The organism is Rhizobium rhizoryzae (assembly GCF_011046895.1).
Classification (GTDB): domain Bacteria; phylum Pseudomonadota; class Alphaproteobacteria; order Rhizobiales; family Rhizobiaceae; genus Neorhizobium; species Neorhizobium rhizoryzae.
In genome coordinates this window covers 61,246-81,639 of record NZ_CP049248.1, presented here as the reverse complement: position 1 = coordinate 81,639, position 20,394 = coordinate 61,246, and the positions used below count along the sequence as shown (strand labels likewise).

Annotated in this window: 15 protein-coding genes; 6 read left to right on the top strand and 9 right to left on the bottom strand. The window is 54.8% G+C overall.

Going from position 1 to position 20,394, the window contains the following annotated elements; genetic code table 11:
• The first annotated feature begins 90 nt into the window (after positions 1–90).
• The 3 genes from G6N80_RS00645 to G6N80_RS00635 all read left to right on the top strand — a co-directional run bounded on the left by G6N80_RS00645 (position 91) and on the right by G6N80_RS00635 (position 3,737).
• Positions 91–489, top strand: a complete 399-nt coding sequence (locus tag G6N80_RS00645) for a helix-turn-helix domain-containing protein (RefSeq protein WP_165130519.1) — start codon at positions 91–93, stop codon at positions 487–489.
• 1 nt (position 490) lies between these two features.
• Positions 491–877: a MerR family transcriptional regulator gene (locus G6N80_RS00640; protein ID WP_165130518.1), complete on the top strand. Its 387-nt coding sequence runs from the start codon at positions 491–493 to the stop codon at positions 875–877.
• A 139-nt stretch (positions 878–1,016) separates the two neighbouring features.
• Entirely contained in the window at positions 1,017–3,737 is a 2,721-nt protein-coding gene (locus G6N80_RS00635) for a S8 family serine peptidase (RefSeq protein ID WP_165130517.1), read from the top strand.
• 61 nt (positions 3,738–3,798) lie between these two features.
• Here G6N80_RS00635 and G6N80_RS00630 read toward each other — a convergent pair whose 3' ends face one another.
• From G6N80_RS00630 to G6N80_RS00620, 3 genes are all read right to left on the bottom strand, one after another.
• Positions 3,799–4,917 carry a UDP-galactopyranose mutase gene (locus G6N80_RS00630; RefSeq protein ID WP_246251353.1) on the bottom strand — a complete coding sequence of 373 codons (1,119 nt, stop codon included), beginning with the start codon at positions 4,915–4,917 and terminating at the stop codon, positions 3,799–3,801.
• Between the two features lie 120 nt (positions 4,918–5,037).
• Positions 5,038–6,180, bottom strand: a complete 1,143-nt coding sequence (locus tag G6N80_RS00625; RefSeq protein WP_165130515.1) for a GNAT family N-acetyltransferase — start codon at positions 6,178–6,180, stop codon at positions 5,038–5,040.
• 2 nt (positions 6,181–6,182) lie between these two features.
• Entirely contained in the window at positions 6,183–7,196 is a 1,014-nt protein-coding gene (locus G6N80_RS00620) for a sterol desaturase family protein (RefSeq protein WP_165130514.1), read from the bottom strand.
• Between the two features lie 329 nt (positions 7,197–7,525).
• Here G6N80_RS00620 and G6N80_RS00615 point away from each other — a divergent pair, with 329 nt between their 5' ends.
• Entirely contained in the window at positions 7,526–8,761 is a 1,236-nt protein-coding gene (locus tag G6N80_RS00615; RefSeq protein ID WP_246251347.1) for a glycoside hydrolase family 5 protein, read from the top strand.
• On the opposite strand, the gene G6N80_RS00610 is transcribed toward G6N80_RS00615, so the two are convergent.
• Together G6N80_RS00610 and G6N80_RS00605 are read right to left on the bottom strand one after the other, a co-directional pair.
• Complete coding sequence (locus G6N80_RS00610; RefSeq protein WP_165130510.1) at positions 8,755–10,170, bottom strand: phenylacetate--CoA ligase family protein; 1,416 nt, start codon at positions 10,168–10,170, stop codon at positions 8,755–8,757. The genes G6N80_RS00615 and G6N80_RS00610 overlap by 7 nt on opposite strands.
• A 9-nt stretch (positions 10,171–10,179) precedes the next feature.
• Entirely contained in the window at positions 10,180–11,301 is a 1,122-nt protein-coding gene (locus G6N80_RS00605; protein WP_165130508.1) for a glycosyltransferase family 4 protein, read from the bottom strand.
• Positions 11,302–11,416: 115 nt separating this feature from the next.
• Between G6N80_RS00605 and G6N80_RS00600 the strand changes: the two genes are divergently transcribed.
• Complete coding sequence (locus G6N80_RS00600) at positions 11,417–12,868, top strand: oligosaccharide flippase family protein (RefSeq protein WP_165130506.1); 1,452 nt, start codon at positions 11,417–11,419, stop codon at positions 12,866–12,868.
• Positions 12,869–12,887: 19 nt separating this feature from the next.
• Here G6N80_RS00600 and G6N80_RS00595 read toward each other — a convergent pair whose 3' ends face one another.
• Genes G6N80_RS00595 through G6N80_RS00585 form a run of 3 tightly spaced genes read right to left on the bottom strand, consistent with a single transcriptional unit; the run spans position 12,888 to position 17,400 of the window.
• On the bottom strand, positions 12,888–14,828 hold the full coding sequence (locus G6N80_RS00595; protein ID WP_165130504.1) for a heparinase II/III family protein: 1,941 nt from the start codon (positions 14,826–14,828) through the stop codon (positions 12,888–12,890).
• Between the two features lie 23 nt (positions 14,829–14,851).
• Positions 14,852–16,087, bottom strand: coding sequence for a glycosyltransferase family 4 protein (locus G6N80_RS00590; RefSeq protein ID WP_165130502.1), 1,236 nt, complete (start codon positions 16,085–16,087; stop codon positions 14,852–14,854).
• 41 nt (positions 16,088–16,128) lie between these two features.
• Positions 16,129–17,400 (bottom strand): nucleotide sugar dehydrogenase, encoded by a 1,272-nt coding sequence (locus G6N80_RS00585; protein ID WP_165130500.1) that lies wholly within the window; start codon positions 17,398–17,400, stop codon positions 16,129–16,131.
• 297 nt (positions 17,401–17,697) lie between these two features.
• On the opposite strand from G6N80_RS00585, the gene G6N80_RS00580 reads away from it, so the two are divergent.
• A complete protein-coding gene (locus G6N80_RS00580; RefSeq protein ID WP_165130487.1) occupies positions 17,698–19,119 on the top strand; it encodes a glucosamine inositolphosphorylceramide transferase family protein in 1,422 nt (473 codons plus the stop codon).
• Here the strand turns inward: G6N80_RS00580 and G6N80_RS00575 are convergent.
• Positions 19,068–20,375, bottom strand: coding sequence for a VpsF family polysaccharide biosynthesis protein (locus G6N80_RS00575; RefSeq protein WP_165130485.1), 1,308 nt, complete (start codon positions 20,373–20,375; stop codon positions 19,068–19,070). The two genes, G6N80_RS00580 and G6N80_RS00575, sit on opposite strands and share 52 nt — an antisense overlap.
• Positions 20,376–20,394 lie beyond the last annotated feature (19 nt).

The window sequence follows — 20,394 nt, the reverse complement described above, 5'->3', positions numbered from 1 at the left end:
CCCGTTTAGGAAATGTTTAGCATTCACACTGTTAAGTGTTAACTATACATTTTTATGCTGCTTCTCTTTATTCGCAAGGGTACAGCGCCGATGAGTTCGCAAGTTCAGCAGGTTTTGAGCCGGGACGGCACAGTTGCCCTGCGGCGCGAAGCAGGCCAATGGCTAAAGGAGCGACGCGAGTCGGCCGGCTTGAGTCAGCGGGATTTGTCGGCAAAAATCGGCTTTGAATACTACACCTTCATCTCGCAGATAGAGGCGGGGCGCGGTCGCGTGCCAGCAGAGCGCTATGAGGCCTATGCCCAAGCTTTAGGAATCAACCCGCGCGAGTTTACCAAGACCATGCTGCGCTATAACGATACCGTGGTCTACAATCTGCTTTTCGGTCCGGAAGCAGAATTAGCGCAAGAGCCACAGGATGCAGCCAAGCCCTCCCTGAAGGAGTTAGAGAAACGGCTGCTACTGCTGGAGTCCCACCTATTGAGAGACTAATATGGACGCGGTCGAGCATTCTGTAGATTGGACTGTGACACTGGCAACGGCTGTTGAGCAGGGGCTCACGATCGGCGAATTCTGCAAGAGGCTTGGCGTGAGCCCCAGCGCTGTTCGGCGCATGGAAAACCGCACCGGCCTAAAACTCAATCGTCAGCGCGTCTATCCGGCCACCCACGCTCCTGGTACGGGTATCGACTGGCATAAAGTTTTGAGTGAGGCAAAAGCCGAAGGGCTTTCCGTGAATCAGCTTGCCGTGCGCCTGTTCGTGACCAATGCATCCGTTTTGAATGCCGAAGATCGCACCGGCATTTATCTGAACCGAAAGCGCCCAAACCCGCAGAGGAAGGGTGGCTTTCGCGCAGCTCAGATCATCCAAAGCAAATAATGACAGATATTCATCTTGTGACTGTCAGGTTCCGAAACAAAATCTGATTGTCTCTCAATACCTGTTGATGTTTTTCTCGTTGACGAAACAAATGCCTCGAAATACCCCTCTAGATTAAGGGCTATTTCCGAGGGATTTCATGGCTACCATTCAAGGGATTTATGTTGCGCTGTTCGGCCGTCCGGCCGATCCAACAGGTCTTTCTTACTTCAACGGCGTGACAAAAAATGGTGTCGATCTGACTGCCATTGGCGATCTTGCCTCTACTCCAGAGTATCAGCAACGTTTTGCAGGTCAGACAAACAGTCAGATCGTCAATTCAATATATAGATCGCTTTTCAATCGTGATGCCGAAGCGGATGGCTTGAAATTCTTTGTTGATGGCCTGACGAATGGAACGTTCAACATCAAGAATATTGCGATCGCTATTCTGGATGGAGCTCGTAACGTAGATCTGACGACGGTCAACAATAAGATCCAGGCTGCTAATCTATTCACTGCGGCCCTCGATACCACCCCGGAAATCCAAGCCTACAATGGCTCGGCGGCTATAGCGATTGGCCGTAACTTTCTGGTAAGCATCACAGATCAGGCCAGCACCGTGCCTACGCAGGCTGGTGCAGATACTGCGGTGGCTTCTCTCCCAGCACCGGCAGCGCCTGTCCCGACATTGCTTGGCCAATCCTTCACGCAGGAAGCCCTGACCGGCGTCAACGTCAACAGCATTTCTGATCCGCTGTTCAAGTCGCAGTGGTACCTGAAGAACAATGGCGATCGCGGCGCTTCCGCGGGCCTCGACGTCAATATCGCGGGTGCCTGGGCAAGCGGGTATACCGGCAAGGGCATTCGCGTTGCGATCAACGATGACGGTATCGACATCAACCATTCCGAATTCCAGGGCATCCTGTTGAAGGATCTCACCTTCAACTCCGCCACCAAGGTGACCGGCGCCAATGCCTACACCACAGGAAATGGTGGCTATGCTCCCGATGCCGACGCCAACGAACACGGAACGGTGGTTGGCTCCATCGTTGCGATGGCGCTTGATGGCAAGGGCATGGTGGGCATGGCCCCCAATGCAAATCTCGTCTCCAGCCTTGCGGTCAGCAAGGGCAGCAGTGTCGATGTACCCGCCCTGTACAACTATATGACAGATGTTGCGAAGGTCGATGTCTCCGTCAACTCCTACGGTCTGGATCCGGCCTTTTCCGAAAATTTCTGGTCGCAATCGCCAAATCAGGCAGACAGAAGTTACCTGGCTGCCGTCGAAAAGGCAGGCCAGCAGGGTCGTGGCGGCCTTGGAACTGTGGTCGAGGTTTCGGCAGGTAACGAAGGACCCGCCAAGGCTGATACGGCCATGACCGGCTCCACCAACAACAAGTACATCATCACCGCCGGTGCCATGAATGAGTTCGGCAACAAGGCCAGCTATTCCACGCCCGGCGCTTCCGTTCTCGTTTCCTCCTTCGGTGGTGAAAACCCCGATAGCAAGGACCAGTCCATCAATACGGGCTTTGGCATTACCTCTGCCGACATCACCGGTTCGACATTGGGCTACAACAAGACCGATGCTGCCAATGGCGATTATTCCTTCCAGAATATCGGTACCTCCTATTCCGGCCCCATGGTCGGAGCCGCCGCCGCCCTCATGCTGCAGGCAAACCCGCTTCTCGGCTTCCGCGATGTTGCCAACATCCTGGCGCTGACGGCCCGCGCTGTTGGAACGACCAACAACTATATCACGACGAAGGGCGATGGGCTGAACTTCGGCGGCATGCAGTTCTCTCGTGATGTCGGCTTTGGCTTGATCGACGTTAGCGCAGCCGTTCGCCTGGCGGCCTCCTGGACGGACGCCGCGAAGACTGCAACGAACTGGGTGAGCTCCGAGGCAAAGAGCGGTTCTGCAGCCGCGACGATCAGCGGTACAGGCACGACGGTGACGGCAAACCTCACCAAGAACGTCATCATCGAGCGCATGGAGTTCGACCTCAACCTGACCACGGCAACATCCAATGATCTGAAAGCTGTCATCACTTCGCCAAACGGCACAACGATCACGCTGTTCGATGAACCGATGGTCGGCAAGGATGCCGCCTCTGCCGTCTGGCCCGGCACATTCCAGATCGGCGCGACCGCCTTCTTCGGCGAACAGAGCGCAGGCACCTGGACGCTGCAGCTGATCGACAAGAACACCGGCACGGTTGCGGAGTTCAAGGAATTGACCGTTCGCGCCTGGGGTTCGGACGTGACCTCCGACAACCATTATGTGCTGGCGGACTCCTTCACTGGATCCAAGACGGTCAACGATGCATCCGGAACCGATCTCATTGATGCAGCGGCTGTCAGCTCGGCAGTCACGATCAACCTCAATGCGGGCCAGACCTCGACCATTGCGGGCGGAAGCTTCGTCATCGCGGCGGGCGTCCAGATCGAAAACGCCTTCGGTGGTGCTGGCAACGACACCCTGATCGGGAATGATGTCGGCAATGTTCTGCGTGGCAATGGCGGGGCCGACACATTGACGGGCAATGGCGGCGCCGACGTCTTCATGTACGGAAATGTCAATGAATCGACCGCCCAGGCGACCGACACAATCACCGATTTCGTGGTTGGAACCGACAAGATCGATCTGCGCCTCATCGACGCCAACCTGAAAGTGGCTGGCAACCAGGAGTTCCGATTCCTTGGCCAGACATCTACGGCCCAGGCCAATGGCCTGGCCTTTGACTTCGTCAGCGGCAACACCCGTATCTTCGGCGATGCCGATGGCGATGCAAACACTGTGGAATTCCAGGTGGTGCTGACGGGCCAGAAGAACCTGACAGCATCCGACTTCTTCGGCCTCGAACTCGCAGCCTGATAGATAAGCTATACCTCATAATAAAGGCCATCCCGGAAACCGGGATGGCCTTTTTCGTTGTTCATCGGTGATCTTGGATCCACTTCCCGACGTGGGTCAGCGACTGGTTGATGACCTGGTGCATGTCCAGATACTGGTAGGTGCCACATCGGCCGATGAAGACCAGCCGGTCGTTGGCAGCCGCTTTTTCCTGATAGAGTTTGTAGATCTTCTCGAAACGGCCATCGCTCGTCTTGACCGGATAATAGCGCTCCAGGTGATTGTCCTTGTAATCGCAAGGCTCTTCCACAGTTCGCAACACCGTGCCCGTATCCGAGACGAGGTGCGCAGGGATCCGATGCCACCAGGTCTCGCGGGTATAGGGAGACGTGTCGGTATAATTGATGACGACATGCTCAGGCGCATCCGCTTTCGGGACTTCCGTCAGATGAAAGCGGATCGAGCGGTAGGGAAGTTCTCCAAATTCGTAGCCGAAGAATTCATCGATCGGCATGCTGTTGAAGCAGGCATCATAGTCCGCCAGCATGCTCGCGCTGAATTCCGTATTCAGGCGCACAGAAATCTTCGAATGGTCGAAAATCCGCTCGAAGATCTTCGTGTATCCGTCCTTTGGCATGGCCTGGAACGTGTCTGACGGAAAGTAACGATTTTCGCGATCGGTTCGAATTTGCAAGCGCTGCACAACCGATGCATCCACTTCGCTGAGATCGAGCTCCCACATCTTCTGCGTATAGGGGCGGAAGAAGAGATCTGTCAGATCCGGTCCGATCTTCGAATAGAGATGATCCTCAGCGCTGGTGATGGGGTCGCGCGCAATGACGCGGGTCGACAGGAAATCCGCAACCTCCTGTGGCGTTTCCAACTGCGTACCGAAGACAGCATTGACGGTATCGAGATTGACAGGCGCAGGCACCAGTCGCCCATCTGGCAGACGAGCGACGACGCAATGGTCATAAGGCACCCAGTCGGTAAACGTGTTCAGCCATTCCACGACGCGCATGTTGGAAGTGTGAAACAGATGGGGGCCATAGTGATGGATCCGCACACCGCTGGAATGGACATAGTCATAGCAATTGCCCGCGATATGCGATCGCTTGTCGATAACCTCCACCTCATATCCGGCTTCGGCCAGTTCCCTGGCATAGACGGCTCCGGCAAAACCGGCCCCAACAACAAGCACCCTGCTCAAATCCGACCCCCATTACCTTCGCATCTCAATGCAGATAGGGGGTGATGACACAGCAGGCTGGGGTAAAGCTGGTGCGTATGATGTGGCTAGAGCGGAGTTCGACCTTTGAAATTACTCCTCGTCACTCTGCGTCTTTGCAAAACCTGATGATCTGAGAGCCACGAATTTTCCACGCAGCTTGTACGCCCTCAGGCCCAGGGCACCTTTGAGGTTTCGAGGACCGGTCAGGGATTCAAGCACCACAGAGTGCGTGGCAAAGCGGTTCTTGAATGCCTCGCCACCACTCAGGAAATCCACGCAAACCAAACCCTGATCGAACGACCATTTGATATAATCGATCATCAGGAGCAGCCCGGGCGATGTCTGGGTAATCCCCGCATCAAAGGTGGTAACCCAACACATCATAGTGCCGTGTTCTTCGAAATTTACCGAGATGGCCGCAATGGAACCATCCAATTCCAACACGAAGATATGCAGCTTGCTGAGCTTTCGGATGACATCGACGAAAGCTGTCAGCAAGCGCATGTCCGCGGAAAAAAGCTGGGAGGAAAGTCCGCGACTTTGCAGGGAACGCTGTTTCAGATCGGCAAGGCGCTCAAGAACGGGTTGCAGCGGTTCATCCTCTGCCAGCCGCCGGAACTGCAGATTGCCGGACCGCTCCAGGACGTTATAGCCGTGGCGGTAGGTTTTGCGCATCTTCTTTGAGAGACTGTTATACCATGTGGTCCCATCGCCATCGCCGTTTCCGACGCGGTAGCTGACTTCCGGTCTTTCGCCTCGCGTCGCATGCGTTTCACTTAATGCCACACCATCGAACAGGCGCGCGGCATCGCTGTTTGGCACGATGCGCGTTATGGAAAAAATGTCAAAGCCACCGCTTGCTGCGATCTCATTCCAGAGATCGCGCAGTTCCGACAAGGAACAGTCCGCGGCTTTCAGGGCACCGCCATAGTCACTATGGACGATCGCGGCCCACTCCAGAAAACGGAAACCCTTTCGATGACAGATCGCCAGGGGCAGAACTGCAATCAGCCGCTCTTCTCTCCACAGTAGCCCAATCCGCAACCGGTGATGGCGCTGATCGTCGAAATTGTCCCACCAGGCAGAAATCCATTCATGGCTCTGAAAGATGGAGCCTCTTTGAGCTTGCCAAAGCAGTCGCCAATCAGAAGCGACCGCCTGAAGGCGCTCTGTGGTCACCACGATTTCGGCCCGCGTCAAAGTCCGTTCCGTACCTGAAACTGCAATTCCCATTCCTATCCGCCTTGCTGCGGTTCAGCTGGTGCTTCATCCGCTTTCTTTGAAAAGCGGCCTATAGTCCGGCGGGATAATTTCATCAGCTGCCTGGTCATTTTTTTCAACGGAAGGATCCAAAGCCCCTGCAGGGACTGATAATCGCGGACATCCCGGTCCATCAGACCGAATTTGAAATCCTCATCCGGCTTTGGAACGAAAAGCGTTCCGAAAAGTCGGTCCCAGAAGGAAAAGAGCAAACCGAAATTCTTGTCATAGTGCCGTGGGTCGACGCTGTGGTGCAATTGATGCCAGTGGGGACAGAGGATGATGTTGTTCAATGGCCCGAAGGAAATCTTGAAGTGCGTATGACGCACAAAATCCATCATCAGGATGTTGCGGATCAGATAGACATTGATCCCGAATATCGTCACTTCGACCGGGTTCAGCGCGACAAGTGTCCACAGGCCAAAGAAGAAGCCGGCGATCACCCCATCCCAGGCCCGATTGATGAGATCATCCAACGGATGTACCCGATCCTTGGTAATCCCCACCATGACTTCGGCAGAATGGTGAACCTTATGCAGTTCCCACATGAACGGCACTTTGTGCTGCACATAATGATAGCTGTAATAGGAAATATCATAGGCAAGCAGCATGGTGACGGTGAACAGCAGGATGGTAACGGGACCTGCTGGGCCGTCGACCAAAGGCGCTTCGATCCCGAACAGTCCGCCAACAACCTGATTGGTCGCATAGCCCATCAAAGTGACAAAGGTAATGCCTGCAGGAATTGCCAGAAACGGCATGGCCAGCTTCTTGGTAATCCAGAACAGAACATCGGCCCGTGCCGATGGATGCGTCATAATCTCATGCGGAAAGGCAAAATCAAAAAAACCACGCAGCGACTTGTGTTCGACCACTTTCCAATAGGCAATCAAAGCGCAGATAAGCGCTGTAACGAGAATGATACCGGGCGTCATGAGATCGACCCTGGCAATTCGCGCCGCGACCATTGTCACGAAATCCGAAAGCATACCGTCTCCTTGGCCTGCCTGTGCCCAAGCCTCTTTGGTGAAGAAAGATCGCTCCTGAATATCGCCTCACCGCCCGCAATATCTGTGCCAGCATTGCTCACTTCAGATATATTGAATATACGAGGAATTCGAGCGTAACGTAACATGTAGGGAATAACACCGGGCAAAGAGGTTAACGCTTGATAATTGATTAAAATTTAAATCGAAATTCTGAATTTAAAATTTAGGAAATGCAGTTTCATTCGTATTATGCTGCAATATATGCCAGAACATCTGCATTTTATCTTCTACAAGTGGGTGAATAGATAATGCGCCGGATTATTTTTTCCTTGCTGCTACTCACACTACCACTTGTTGCCGTTCCTTCTGTTGCCCAACCAATAGCCCTTCACCGGGGCGTTGGCCTGCATGATTGGCTGAACTGGTCCCCTCTCACGAAAGACAAAACCTATCGCTGGCCACCGTATCGCAGCGTTGAAGAATGGCAGTCCGGCGAGCGCCCGCTCAGCGACTGGCCGAAGGGCGATCCATTTAAAAAAATCTACCTGCTAGGCTTCGACTTTGTGCGATTGACCGTCGATCCAGGCCCTTTGCTCGACAGTGAAGGCCAACGTCGCCAGCAGGCTCTTGATGTCCTTAGCCGTGCCATAGATCGCCTGACCAAGGTTGGCCTGAAGGTGGTCTTTAATCTTCATGGTGTCAGTCAGGTGCCCGCCTATGACATGGATATTCTCTATAATGGCGCCGACAGCGAAGGCGTTGCCCGCTACCGTTCCATGGTCAAGGCCGTCGCCACCATGCTGGCCAGGCATGGAGCCGATAAAGTTGCCTTCGAACCCTATAATGAGCCCGCCTATTACCCTTGCGATGCCAGTGGCACGGATGACTGGCAGCGGATCATGGCGTCTACGGTCGCAGACATCCGTGAGATCGATCGTCGGATGACCATCATTGTCACTGGAGCCTGTGGCGGTAGCATTACCGGGCTCACCAATCTCGATCCGAATTTCGACGACGAGAACATCTATTACAGCTTTCATATGTATGAGCCGCACAGCTTCACGCACCAGAAGGCCGATTGGACCAACGGCTTCTTTTCCGGCTTCCCCTGGCCGGCCAATACCGGCTCGCCCGAAACCGTGATCGAGGGATTGCGCGTTCACATGCTGGCAGAGGGCCTGAACAGCCTCCAGCAGGCAGCCAATATTGCCCGCCTCAAGTCTGAGATAAACGAGTACTTCAAAGAGGGCTCGAACGCCGCAACCTTGAAGGCCCGCATTGGTGAGGCCGTTGACTGGGCAAAACGATACAACATCCCGCCGCAGCGGCTTTTCATGGGTGAGTTCGGCGTCATGCGGATGTCTACAGACGGTCGCTCAGGTGCCTATGACGCGGACCGGCTTGCCTATCTGCAGACCGTTCGCCAGATCGCTGAAGGCCATGGAATACCTTGGTCGGTCTGGGAGTATTCCAATCCGCACGGAATGTCCGTCATAGAACCAAGAGGCCCGGCTGTCCCGGACAAGCCGATGCTACAGGCTCTTGGTCTTTCAGTGCCTCAATAGAGTTCCAGATCGAGGCGCTGATCAATGAAGGCGCGTTTGCCGCCTCGACCGCTTGCAATCTGCGTGACCTGCTCGGACTCGAATGAAAGTGTGTGACGCGCCTTCGCAACGAAATAGTCCGTCATGCGACGTACATCCGCATCAGAGCCGTTTTCATCCAATATATAGCGCATCACGACAATGCCCGGTTTGTCCTGATAAAACTGATATTCCCTGATGCCTTTGAAGAATTCTGTATCTTCCGGCGAGAAGTCAGTCGCGACAATCCGGTTTCCCTCTGATGTAATCAGAAAGCCCGGCTTGCGGCGCGGGGCAAGGCCACCGATGCGTAACCTGTAACCGTTTTCAGGCCCGGGCAGTTGAACCAACCGGGCAAAATCGCGGGTATCATACCGGATGAAGGGCATGCCGGTGGAGAGAAAGCCGGTTGCTACGATCCGCCCTTCCCGACCGGGCTCAGTCACGGGCAGGTCGTCGTCGTCCAGCAGTTCCGTCAGTCCATACAGAGGATTGAACTCATAGATGCCGCCCTCTTCCTCGATCTCTACGGCGAAGGCAACCTTTTCGCTCAAACCGTAGAAAGGAGCGATTTTGACCGGACCCAGCACCGAACGGATCAAGCTCCGCTGATGATCATGGAGAGGTTCGGAGATCGGTAAAATCCCCAGGATCGGTAACTTCGGTCTGCGGCCAATCTGGAGAAGGCGGCGGCAAAACAGTTCAATGGCGGAAGGATAACCATAGAAATACCGGATCTCTCGTCTGTCGATCTCATCGAGATAAAGTGACGCATCCTGCGCACTCAAAGGAAAGACGGCAAATTTGAGCTCCTTGAGCGCCGGATCCCAATCCATGATCTGACTTGTGTCATGAAGTGCGAAGCCTCGAAAGCTGGCGCGTGGTGTGTTTTCGTCAAAGCCGATCCGCGACCAGCCATCATAGACGAAGGCCATCTCGCGGGGACTACGATCCTTGTCGAGGTAGAATGGAAAACTGGGCTCGCTGTTGGAGCCACTGGTTTCAGCACTATCCACCTGTCGACGGGGCACGGCCAGAACATCGTCTCCCGCCGCCCTCAGACGAGCCTTGGTCAGAACCGGAAGCCTTTGAAGATCGACAGGCATGATGTTTGATGGATTGAAGGACGTTCCAAAGGCACGCTCGATTTCGGCCTGGTAGAAAGGGCTTCCCGCATGGGCCTTGGCGAGAAGCGCACGCAGAGCGGCGAGGTGTTGTTCGGCGCAATAGGTTGGATCGCTTGCGGCCCTGGCGATCCTCTGGCGCCATTCGGCGTAATTGCGACCGAATTTCATCTTGGTCGGAACCAGTGAAACAAAAGGCCTTGCCGCATTCTGTACAAAGCGGGGACTACGAACATAGAGCCCGCGCAGAATATCCAGTGCCTTCATCGCCAATCCTTAATACCGTTGGTTGCGCCAGGCAGCATTTGCCCAGACAGAACAAATATTTCGGGCATAATGCGGCAAATCAAGCTGCCGCCTGTGGGTCTCCCGGGCAGCCTCGCCTAAGCCTTGGCGCAATTGAGGATCACGCAGCAACCTCTCAAGGGCAGTCCGCAAGGACACAACATCTCCGGGGGGAACGAGCAAGCCATTCTGCTCATGTGTGATGATGTCCTCGATTGCACCAACCGGCGTTGCAACGATGGCAAGGCCTTCCGCCATTCCCTCAATCACCGAGACAGGCAGATTCTCGGCAAAGGACGGAAGCACGAGAATGTCTGCCTCAGACAACAGCCGTGCAACATCTTCAGGACCCTGCCATCCGGGAGCGGCTACGCGATCCTCAAGCTGCAGTTGCTTCAGACGCTGATGCAACCATTCATTTTCACCATCGCCTGCCAGCGTCGCTTTCCAGCCGGAGAGGTCTTTCATATCGCCCAGCGCATCGCAAAGCTGGGGAACACCCTTTCTTTCTCCGATGCGCCCTAGGAAAAGAATGTGAACCTTATCCCCGCCACCCATGTGGGGCTGGGTTGGTGCTTTCGTTGCATTCGGGACAATGACGATGCGATCGGCGGCTTCTGGGACCTTCCGCCGCACGAATTCACGCCAGGGCCGGCCCAGAACAATGATCCGGCTGGCCTTTTCGAACATCGTCCTGATCTGGCGATTGATGAAACTGTCGCGCTCGGACCAGAAGATCATATATTCCGCGCCATGAAGGTGGAGAACATAAGGGATGGAGAGTAGCCGGGCCAAAGCCGCAATAACCAGCTTGCGATAGGTACTACCCTCACTTGCGAGATTGATGTGGACGAGATCCAACTGGCCCAAGAGCCGTGCCAGCACCATGCGCAGGCAGAACCCGATGAGGTAAAGGGGCGAGAGAACGATGTGCCCGTTGCCTCGGGTTTGAACGAAACGAGCTTCGATCTTCAATCCGTCGTGAGCAGCCTGTCGTGCTAACTCATCGTGAAGAGACATCATAATACGATCGATGCCACCCTGACCCAATCGGCCACCCGGAGTCGCAATCATGACCTTCAGCGATCTGTCAGCTTCGAGCCGTTGGATCATTATGTGTCTCAATTCTAATTCGAATGATTATACCGAGCCATTGTTAAGGTTTCGACGTTAAGGATTTCGTAAATTATAGCGGGATGTTCGCCCGATCCCCCGCAAGGAACCCTGCATGCTTCTGCGTTCGACGCTCATTTACGCTCCAGCCACACTCTTCACGCGCCTGGGCGCGTTGCTGTTTGTGGTTGTTGCCACGCGGATCGTCGATCAGCATGAATACGGTATTCTGACGCTGGTGGTTACGGTCGGCGAACTGATTGATCTGGCTGTGACCGAATGGATGCGCATCGCGCTCTTGCGTCTCGGCGGCAAGGGAGAAGTCAGCCGCGGCAGCCTTTTGCAGGCCGGACGCATTCTAACTGGAACAACGGTGCTGGCATTCCTGTTGGCAGCCCCCGCCTCGCTCTTTGTGCTGCCGGAGCGCTGGCTGGAATTCTTCATCGCGATCTGCGTCTACCTGATTGCAGGGGCTGTATCGCGATTTGCATTGCTCGTTCTGCAACTGCAGCAGCGTCATACGGCCTATATGCTGCTTGAATTCCTGCGCGCCTTTTTGCAATTGGCCTTTCCGCTCATGACAATGGTCACGGACCATAATTCCTTCCTGACCGTGTCGATCGCATCCAATCTTGGCACCCTGATTGCCGGTCTCGTTGCAGGCGCCATCGCTGCGCGAAAAATCGTCCCTGGTCCATCACGCTTTACCAGCAGGGAGTTCTTTTCGCTGGGGATGCCGATCATCGCAGCCGTTCTTGTCAGCTTCGGATTGCATAGTGTCGAGCGTGTCGTGCTGAACGAGTTTCATGGCGCCGCCTCTGTTGCGATCTTTGCCGCAATCTTCTCGCTGGCGCGCCAGCCCATCAACACCATTGCAAATGCCGTCAATACGGGCTCCTTTCCAGAAGCGGTAGGGCGCTTCGATGAGCGTGGCCCGGAAGCGGCTAGCGCCTTCTTCACACAGGTCATGGCGCTGATCATTTCCCTCAGCCTGCCTGCGGCTGCCCTGCTTATTGCATTGAGCGACGATCTGGTGACCCTTATCCTGCCACCGGATTACAGCGGACACCACACCATCCTGTTTGCCATCATCACCCTGACGGTCATCATCGCCAATGTGACCAGCTTCGTGTTCAATGCCATGGTGCATGCCCACAAGCGGCCGCAGCTTTTGATCGTCAACAATACGATCGGCTCCATGGTCGGCATTGCTTTGTGCTTCGTGCTGATCCCCGGCATGTCGGAAGTCGGTGCGGCACTGGCACTGGCCGGTGGCGCGGTAACCAATATGATCGTCTCTATCATCATCAGTCATCGCCTGACGCCCATCTCGGTTCCATGGCGCGCCATTGCCTATGCTGTCCTTGTGGCTCTGGGCACGGCAGGTGCTGCAACCCTTGCAACGCAGGAGCTTCAATTCCTGCCAGTATTCTTTCGTTTGGGCTTCGCCAGCCTTGCTGGCGGACTAGTTTTCCTCGGCTTGAATGCGGCCTTGCATCCGAAGGTTACGCTGGAAAAACTGGCAATGATCAGGGTTCGTTTGTCAGTACGAGGCGAGACCAGCTGATCTTATCTTCGGATTGAAATCAAGGGATATGGAATTCCGTTACGGCTTCTGCCGGAAAATTGTCCGTGGTCCAGACAATGCGTGGCGCAGGCTCCTTTGTGCCGAACCTGTTGGAGACCCATCCGCCCTGATCGGGCCCTGCACCAACGATGACTGCAAGCCTGCCATTGTCAGGAAAGGCAATCCGAAGAACCGGCTCATCTTCCAGTGAAACGAATACGCTATTGTCTTCGATCCTGGCTATGGCAGCAGGTGCCAGCTGATAGCTCATCTCGACGAGGGGCGGTTTTCGATCCCCCACAAGGCGATCCAGCACACGAATGGAAGAGCCGAGCACGCAAATGCTGCGCTCGTGCAGGAGACCGAATTCCTTCAGGTAGCCATCATGACAGGCCAGGAAGGCGGGATGCTCGCCGTCTGCCTGTTCTATAAGTCGGGCATTGGCCTTGTGCGACCAGTTGAATGCACCTGAAATAATGCTCTGGTCCCGACCGCCGAGCCGCAAGGTATTGTGCGCCGCTGTGCCACGGAACCAGTCACGCCAGACACCGCCCGAATGATAGAGATAGGTACCGGGATCGACCAGAAGGGGGCGATCATTCACGTAAAGCAGCCAGGCCAAGGCATCGGCGTGGCCGTGTGCGGCAATGGAAAGATAGCCGAGCGGTCCGTGATCGAAAACCACAAGTGCATCCTTGTTGGTGATCTTTCCTCGGAAGACGCTATAGCCTCCAGCCTCGAAGACACGGACGCCCTGCGGCATTGATGCCGTTTCCGTACAGCTTGAAAAGACTGAATCCCTCAATGTCGGATGAGCAGGCACAGCTCCTTCCGCATCGAGGCCGAGATAGCCCCAGATGGCGGCGGAAACGGACGCAGGATAGCAATGTTCTGCTTCAGCAAGCGTGATGACACGCCCCTCATCATCATCGCAGATCTGCGGCGTCGTCGCATCACGCAACGTTACCCAGCTGACGAAACGGGCATATCGCAACAAGGCCTGATCGACACTGGCCGCAAGTGGGCGGCCTGCGTTGCGCGCCATGCAAGCGCACAACAACAGGAATTCGGCAGTGAAGGCACCATAGGTGGGCGATTGTTCGGCCCCCACACCATCGCTCAGGATCTGCTTGTCCGCTTCCCGCTCCAGAATATGGCCGGATTTGGCCAGAACCGCGGAGGCGTCCGGCAATTCCGGCATACACAGCGCAATGAGAAATTCACCAGCGCATTCAGCGATGAGATGGTTGTTGGCGGAGGAATACCCAGAGGGGAAACGCCGCATCCAGGCAAGATGCGACACCAGAATAAGCCGGATGCGCTTGCGTGTTTCGAGCGACAGGTCGGATCCACAGCAGCTGCTGACAAACAGAAGGCTGATGGCGCGCAAGCCAAGCTCGATCCCGGAATTCCAGCCAATGCCGCGATAGGGTGGATTATGCGCAAACCAACTTTCGATGGCGGCCTCGATAAAGACCAGCGCATCCTTATTCCTGCTCAAGGCATAATGGGCCGCAACCGGCTGCAGGAACTGGAGCCTGTGATATTCCCAGGCATATTTGATATCGCCATAGTCCTTGGCGTGGCGATATCCGATATCGAAGGAGAAGGCATCCGCGCCCGGCCAATGTTTGCCGGTTACAGGGTCAAGGGTCCAGATTGTCTCGGGAAATCCGTTTTGCCAATTGAATTCGGGCCAGGTCACGCCAAGCGCGCTGAACTGTCCTGAAAGAATGCGCTCAGCAGCAAGCTGAACCGCTAGCCGCAGTTGCGGTGCGGCACTCTCAAGAGAGGCCAGAAGGCCCGGCATTCTCGGAGCCTCGCTTCCGGTCGGATCATATCGATCCCATCGGTCCAGGCGGCCTTTCGCCGCCTTTCGCAAAGCCTGTTCCTGAACCCGCCAGGCGATCTCGGCCGGGCTCATGGAGCGAAGCCGATTGACAAGCCAGACAAAGTTCATGAACTGAGATCCTGTGAATGAGATTAGGCGCGCTTTGCAGCCTTATAGGCACTCAGAAGTTTAGGAATCTCATAAGTCCAGGCCATTTCCGTCTCAACCCGACGCTTTCCGAACCCGCCCATATAGGCGCGCTTTTCGGGATTAGCCAAAAGCTCTTCAATCTTGTCGGCAAAATCGATCGGATCATTCGCCTTCGCATACAAGGAAGCTGCCTGTGCGCTGTAACGGCCTTCCGTGACATCAAACTGTACGATCGGCTTTCCGATTGCCATATATTCAAGGATCTTGTTCATCGTCGACTTGTCGTTCATCGGATTGACCCGATCCGGATTGACGCAGACGTCAGATGTAGACAGGACCTCGAACAGGACCTGATCCGGTGCGCGGCCGGTAAAGGTGACGTAGTCGCTGACGCCCAACTGATGAGCCATGCATTTCAGGCTATCGAGTGCGGGACCACCGCCCACCAATGCGAACTGAATGTCCTGCCGTCCCTTGGTGTGAACCAGATGCGCAACGGACTGCAGAAGCAGATCAATCCCTTCCTGGTCTCCCATGACACCCAGATAGCCAACAAGATAATCGCGGCCATTCTTGAGGCTGAGGTTCGGCTCGACCGCCTTAACTCGGTTGAGGTCCGGCCCACTGCGAACGACGAAAACATCTTCCGGCTTCTTGCCGCCCCGCTCGATCGCAATCTTGCGATAGCTTTCATTGGTGGAGATGACCACATCCGCCGCCTTGAATGTCAGCCATTCGCACATGCGCAGCAACCGCCAGAATAGACCGCGCTTGCCGAACTTGGCTTCGAACAACTCCGGATTGATATCGTGATGATCGAATATATAGCGTTTTCCCAACAGCTTGAACTGCCATGCGATAAGGAAGATCAGATCCGGCGGATTGCAGCCCTGGATGGTATCGAAGCCGTGCTTGAAGAGTATCTTCCACGATAGCACCGTCTCCCAGAACAGGGCTGCAGAATACTCCAGGAGATAACCCAGAGCACCGTCTGCCTCGAGTGGCATGGGATGGCGATAGATATGAATACCTTCGAGCAACTGGTAACGCTCGGTATACCCCTTCCCCATCGGACAGATGATGGAAACCTGCGCGCCTGATTTCTGCAATGTGCGCGCTTCCTGCCAGACCCGCCGATCGAACGGGACAGGCAGATTTTCAACGACGATCAGGATCTTGCGACCAGCCAGAACAGGCCCGAAGCTAGTGCTTGTTTTCCATGTCTGGTTGACATTCATCTTCTTATCCTTCCGGGGGACGCCAGCATCGACTGATCTGCTCAAGGCAGGTGTGCGATCTCGACGATGTTTGCCTTGTCTGCGAGGTCGAGCAGCTTGCCCGTAGCGTTGGTTACGACGATGCGGTCGTAGGCGGTCGTCTCAGCGGTTGCCTTGTCGACAAGAAGCTTTGAGAGGGTCGGAATTTGCGTATAGGCATAGCCCAGATTGGCACCGACCAGCTTGGTGGCATCAATTGCGGGATCAAACACATGCAGGTCATAGCCGTCGCGCAGGAAAGCGCGCGCCAGATCGATGTTCGGGCTCTCACGCAAGTCGTCGGTATTGGCCTTGAAGGCCAGCCCTACGAGAAGCACTCTGCCCCCTGGCTTCAAGCCATTCGCGGCGTACTGATAAAGCCGATACTTGTGTGCCTCGTTCGAGCGCAGGAGCGAATCCACAACATGCGTGTGGGCGCCGCAGTCAGCTGCAATATATTGAAAGGCACGCACATCCTTGGGCAGACAGGAGCCGCCAAAGGCACCGCCGGGGCGCATGTAATAGCTCGAAATGTTCAGCTTGGTGTCTGAAAGAAAGATCTCACTGACCTTCGATGCGCTCAAACCAAGCTGAAGACAGACGCGGCCCACCTCATTGGCGAAGGCGACTTTCAGCGCGTGCCAGGTATTGTCCACGAATTTGGTGAGTTCCGCTTCACCGTAGTTCACCACGAACGTTGGTGCCTTGATGTTCCGGTTGAGAAGAGCGAGGCACTCATTGGGCTGTCCGTCGGCGGTCCCCACCACAATCTTGGGCGGATCGAAGTAATCCTTGACGGCCGAACCTTCACGCAGGAACTCAGGATGGTAGACAATTTCGACGGAAGCGTCGAAATCAGCGCCCAGTTCAGCCCGGAAGATCGGCGCGATCAGTCCCTCTATAGTGCCGGGACGAATTGTCGAACGATAGGCAACAACCAGAGGCGTACTGCGGCGAGCTGATTTGACAGCCGAGGCAATCTGGCGTGAAACTTCCGCAACATAGGTCATATTGTGGGAGCCATCCGGCGCACTTGGCGTTCCGACGCAAACGATCGCGAGGTCGACATCGGCTAGACGGTTGCCGATCTTCGTATGGGCGGAGATCAAGCCCTTGGTGAGGCCCGATTGCAGCATTTCTTCAAGACCTGCTTCGATGATCGGAGGATGTCCGGCTCGAATTCCCAAAACCTTTTTTTCACTGACATCAAAACCGACGACCGAATGTCCGTCTGCCGCGATGCAGCACATGGCAGTAAACCCGACGTAGCCCAGGCCAAAAATCGCTACTTTCATCACTGCCTCACTCCACGCAAACTGACAGAATGCAAGGTTCTGTTGTAAAGTGCAGCGTAGGATTGCTTCCGGTATGGTCTGGCAATCATTGCTCAAACCCGGGGGAATTCCACGCACACTCTCTCCCTGAATTTCTGGAAGGCAAAATGGCGCAGGAGCAATGAATATTCGCAAACTAAAATACGTAAAATTTTAATCTAGGCGCACTTAGGGACACTCAGAAGTATCCAAAGTTAATAATATATTGGGGAATTGCTTACAGTTTGAGCTCATCGGGGCGGGAGCAGAATGGATATAATGTTGAAAATTGCCGGTGAGGCGGATGTTTGTTTAGACAATCTCCAGCACCGTCTGACATTATTGGGTCATAAGGTCAGTATCCATAAAGGTTCCGGCAATCCCTCTAGGAACATCCTTGCCCGCCTTGTTCTTGCGGGCGAAAGAAAGCTTTTGCGACTGCCCGAGCCTACGGTGGCGGAAGGAAAATCGTCAAATTTCGATGCTGATCTGATCGTCGATTTAACCCAGGGGTCTGTGAATGCGCAGGTGCCGCGTCTTACGGTCGAGATCAACGGCCACAGGGATTTCCTGGCAGCACTCGCCAGCACAAAGACCCGATCACGACATGCCAATATCGTAGCCTTCCTTGATGGACGCGCCATCGCGCAAGCCCAACCGATGATAACCCGGCAGGCCTTTCTGTCTCATACAAAAGATGAGTTGAACGCCGCAGTAGAAACGCTGCTGCTCAGCGCCATTGCACGCCTTTCAGCAGGCCATGGCCATGAAATCTCCTATTCTAGAAACAGGCTTACACCTTCGTTCTTTCTCCTGCACTACGGTTATGATTTTGGCTGCGCGGTGCTGCGAAAAGTAATCGCCCGATTGTCAAAGAACCATAAGCCGTTTTACTGGCGAACAGCCTGGCGACTGACAGAAGGAAGTGGCATTTCGCCTTCGCGGGATAGGCCTGACCCAACCCCCTTCATTGAATTACAGGATGATGGTGAACGCTTTTACGCAGATCCGTTTCCCTTCGAGCACAAGGGGCGTTTCTATGTTTTCGTCGAAGAGTTTCCCTATCGGGAGGACAAAGGTGTTATCAGCGTTGCGGAGCTCCAAGACAATGGAACGCTCTCGCAGCCTCGTGTCGTGCTTCGCGAACCCCACCACCTTTCCTATCCGAATGTTTTCCGACACAAGGATTCCATTTTCATGATCCCGGAGTCCGGGGGCGCGCAGGAAGTGGTTCTCTACAGAGCAGAGGAATTTCCGGATCGATGGATCAGGGAGAGTGTGCTGATCGAGGGGGCCAACATCAATGATGTGACCTTGATTGAACGCGATGGCAGCTTCTTCATGTTTGCGACCGAGAAGATCGGCAAAGGCAGCGCCTCAGATACGCTCGTCGTCTACAGTGCCCCGGATCTGATGGGGCCATGGCTGCCGCATAAACTAAATCCCATCCTGGTCGACAAACGCGGCGCACGACCGGGTGGATGCATCCTTGAAGAGAACGGCCGCCTTTTTCTGCCAGTACAGGATGGCAGTGAGGTTTATGGTGGTGGCTTGGGGATGCGCGAGATCCTCTCCCTTAACGACGAAGAGGTCATTCTCGGAAATGTCTTCCCGGTCACAACGGGTGCGGCCTGGCCAAAGAAGGGAATTCACACGCTCAATCGGTGCGGCCCATTGGAGATTGTCGATAGCACCTGGTGAAAATATCGATCCCCATACACTGCAGGTATTGATGATCCTGCATGGCGGAAAGCGACCACCAGAACAGTCAGAAAGATGATATCCGGTGTCTTCGTCGCCAGTCCGTTATTGGACAGGTTCACGATGATATAGGTAAGGCCTGCAATCTTTGCCTGAACCGGTACCTCCGTCAAAAGAGCCTTGAAATATTTGACGATGATATAGGTAAAGCCGAGCGCTGCGGGCAGACCAAGCGTCAGAATGATATAGACGGGCGCACTTTCGATGAAAGGCAGGTCCAGCTTTTCCCGAACCAGCGCCAATAGAACATTTGCGTCCATGCCTGAAAAGATATCGCGCCATGTGACCAGACTGAAGACCTGGTAGATGCGCACGCGCGCCATGAAGTTCTCGTCAAACAGGCTTCCTCCAAATCGGCTGAGGAAACCTGCAGCAAAAAGCCCGACAATCAGTACGCTTCCCAGGATCAGAACGAACAGAATAGCGAAAAACTTGATCTTCTTTTCCTGCTGCTTTGAAAGACCGCTCCATGAAGAAAAGTAAAGCAAAAGAACGATTTGAGCCGCCCCGGCGAGCATGGCAAGGCGAGCGCCAGCAGCTGCAAGGCCGACGAACAGCACAAGCACAATGGCAACCTTGATCCAAAGCCGCCAGCGTGTGAGCGTCAAGAAACCAATCGCAAGAACAGTCTGTGAGCCGAGGGAAAGGGGATGCCCCGTCAAACCTGTCGGTCGAAAGACCGGCTCTCCTTCACTAAACGGCATGAGACGCTGCTGAAACACCATTTCGACAATGCCCAGAGCAGCGCTCAGGATCATGACGATGAGAATGATTTCTCCGATTCTGTAGCGTGCCTCCCGGCTTTGACTGATGAGCAGCAATCCGGCCAGCATCGCAATCAGATAGGTATCGATTAAAAAGCCGGTGGCACCAAAGCCGTTTGTGACAACGATGAAAGCCGTCAGACAAACGATCAGGCCGCTACAGACAATGAAACTCTTGAAAAGGGCAATGTCTGATCCCTGCAGCACGAAAGGCCTTGCAAAGAGCGATCCGAACAGGACGAGCACGATTGCATAAGCTGCGAGATGGAACTTCACCAGGAAATTGCCGCCTTCGCTCGTGTAGCTCACGAATAGATCGAGCAGAAGGTTGGGAACGAAAAGACGCAGCAACAATGCCGTGACTGTCAATAACAGAAAGGCCAGTTCGACAGCGTTCTGGCGGCTTGCGGAGATCATCCGCTCATCGGTCATGTCATGCCACCTTATATGA

What these genes read in the sequence shown, in the direction of transcription:
- G6N80_RS00645 (WP_165130519.1), top strand. Translation starts at nt 91, where the DNA reads ATGAGTTCGCAAGTTCAGCAGGTTTTGAGCCGGGACGGCACAGTTGCC.
- G6N80_RS00640 (WP_165130518.1), top strand. Translation starts at nt 491, where the DNA reads ATGGACGCGGTCGAGCATTCTGTAGATTGGACTGTGACACTGGCAACG.
- G6N80_RS00635 (WP_165130517.1), top strand. Translation starts at nt 1,017, where the DNA reads ATGGCTACCATTCAAGGGATTTATGTTGCGCTGTTCGGCCGTCCGGCC.
- G6N80_RS00625 (WP_165130515.1), bottom strand. Translation starts at nt 6,180, where the DNA reads ATGGGAATTGCAGTTTCAGGTACGGAACGGACTTTGACGCGGGCCGAA.
- G6N80_RS00620 (WP_165130514.1), bottom strand. Translation starts at nt 7,196, where the DNA reads ATGCTTTCGGATTTCGTGACAATGGTCGCGGCGCGAATTGCCAGGGTC.
- G6N80_RS00610 (WP_165130510.1), bottom strand. Translation starts at nt 10,170, where the DNA reads ATGAAGGCACTGGATATTCTGCGCGGGCTCTATGTTCGTAGTCCCCGC.
- G6N80_RS00605 (WP_165130508.1), bottom strand. Translation starts at nt 11,301, where the DNA reads ATGATCCAACGGCTCGAAGCTGACAGATCGCTGAAGGTCATGATTGCG.
- G6N80_RS00600 (WP_165130506.1), top strand. Translation starts at nt 11,417, where the DNA reads ATGCTTCTGCGTTCGACGCTCATTTACGCTCCAGCCACACTCTTCACG.
- G6N80_RS00595 (WP_165130504.1), bottom strand. Translation starts at nt 14,828, where the DNA reads ATGAACTTTGTCTGGCTTGTCAATCGGCTTCGCTCCATGAGCCCGGCC.
- G6N80_RS00590 (WP_165130502.1), bottom strand. Translation starts at nt 16,087, where the DNA reads ATGAATGTCAACCAGACATGGAAAACAAGCACTAGCTTCGGGCCTGTT.
- G6N80_RS00585 (WP_165130500.1), bottom strand. Translation starts at nt 17,400, where the DNA reads ATGAAAGTAGCGATTTTTGGCCTGGGCTACGTCGGGTTTACTGCCATG.
- G6N80_RS00580 (WP_165130487.1), top strand. Translation starts at nt 17,698, where the DNA reads ATGTTGAAAATTGCCGGTGAGGCGGATGTTTGTTTAGACAATCTCCAG.
- G6N80_RS00575 (WP_165130485.1), bottom strand. Translation starts at nt 20,375, where the DNA reads ATGACCGATGAGCGGATGATCTCCGCAAGCCGCCAGAACGCTGTCGAA.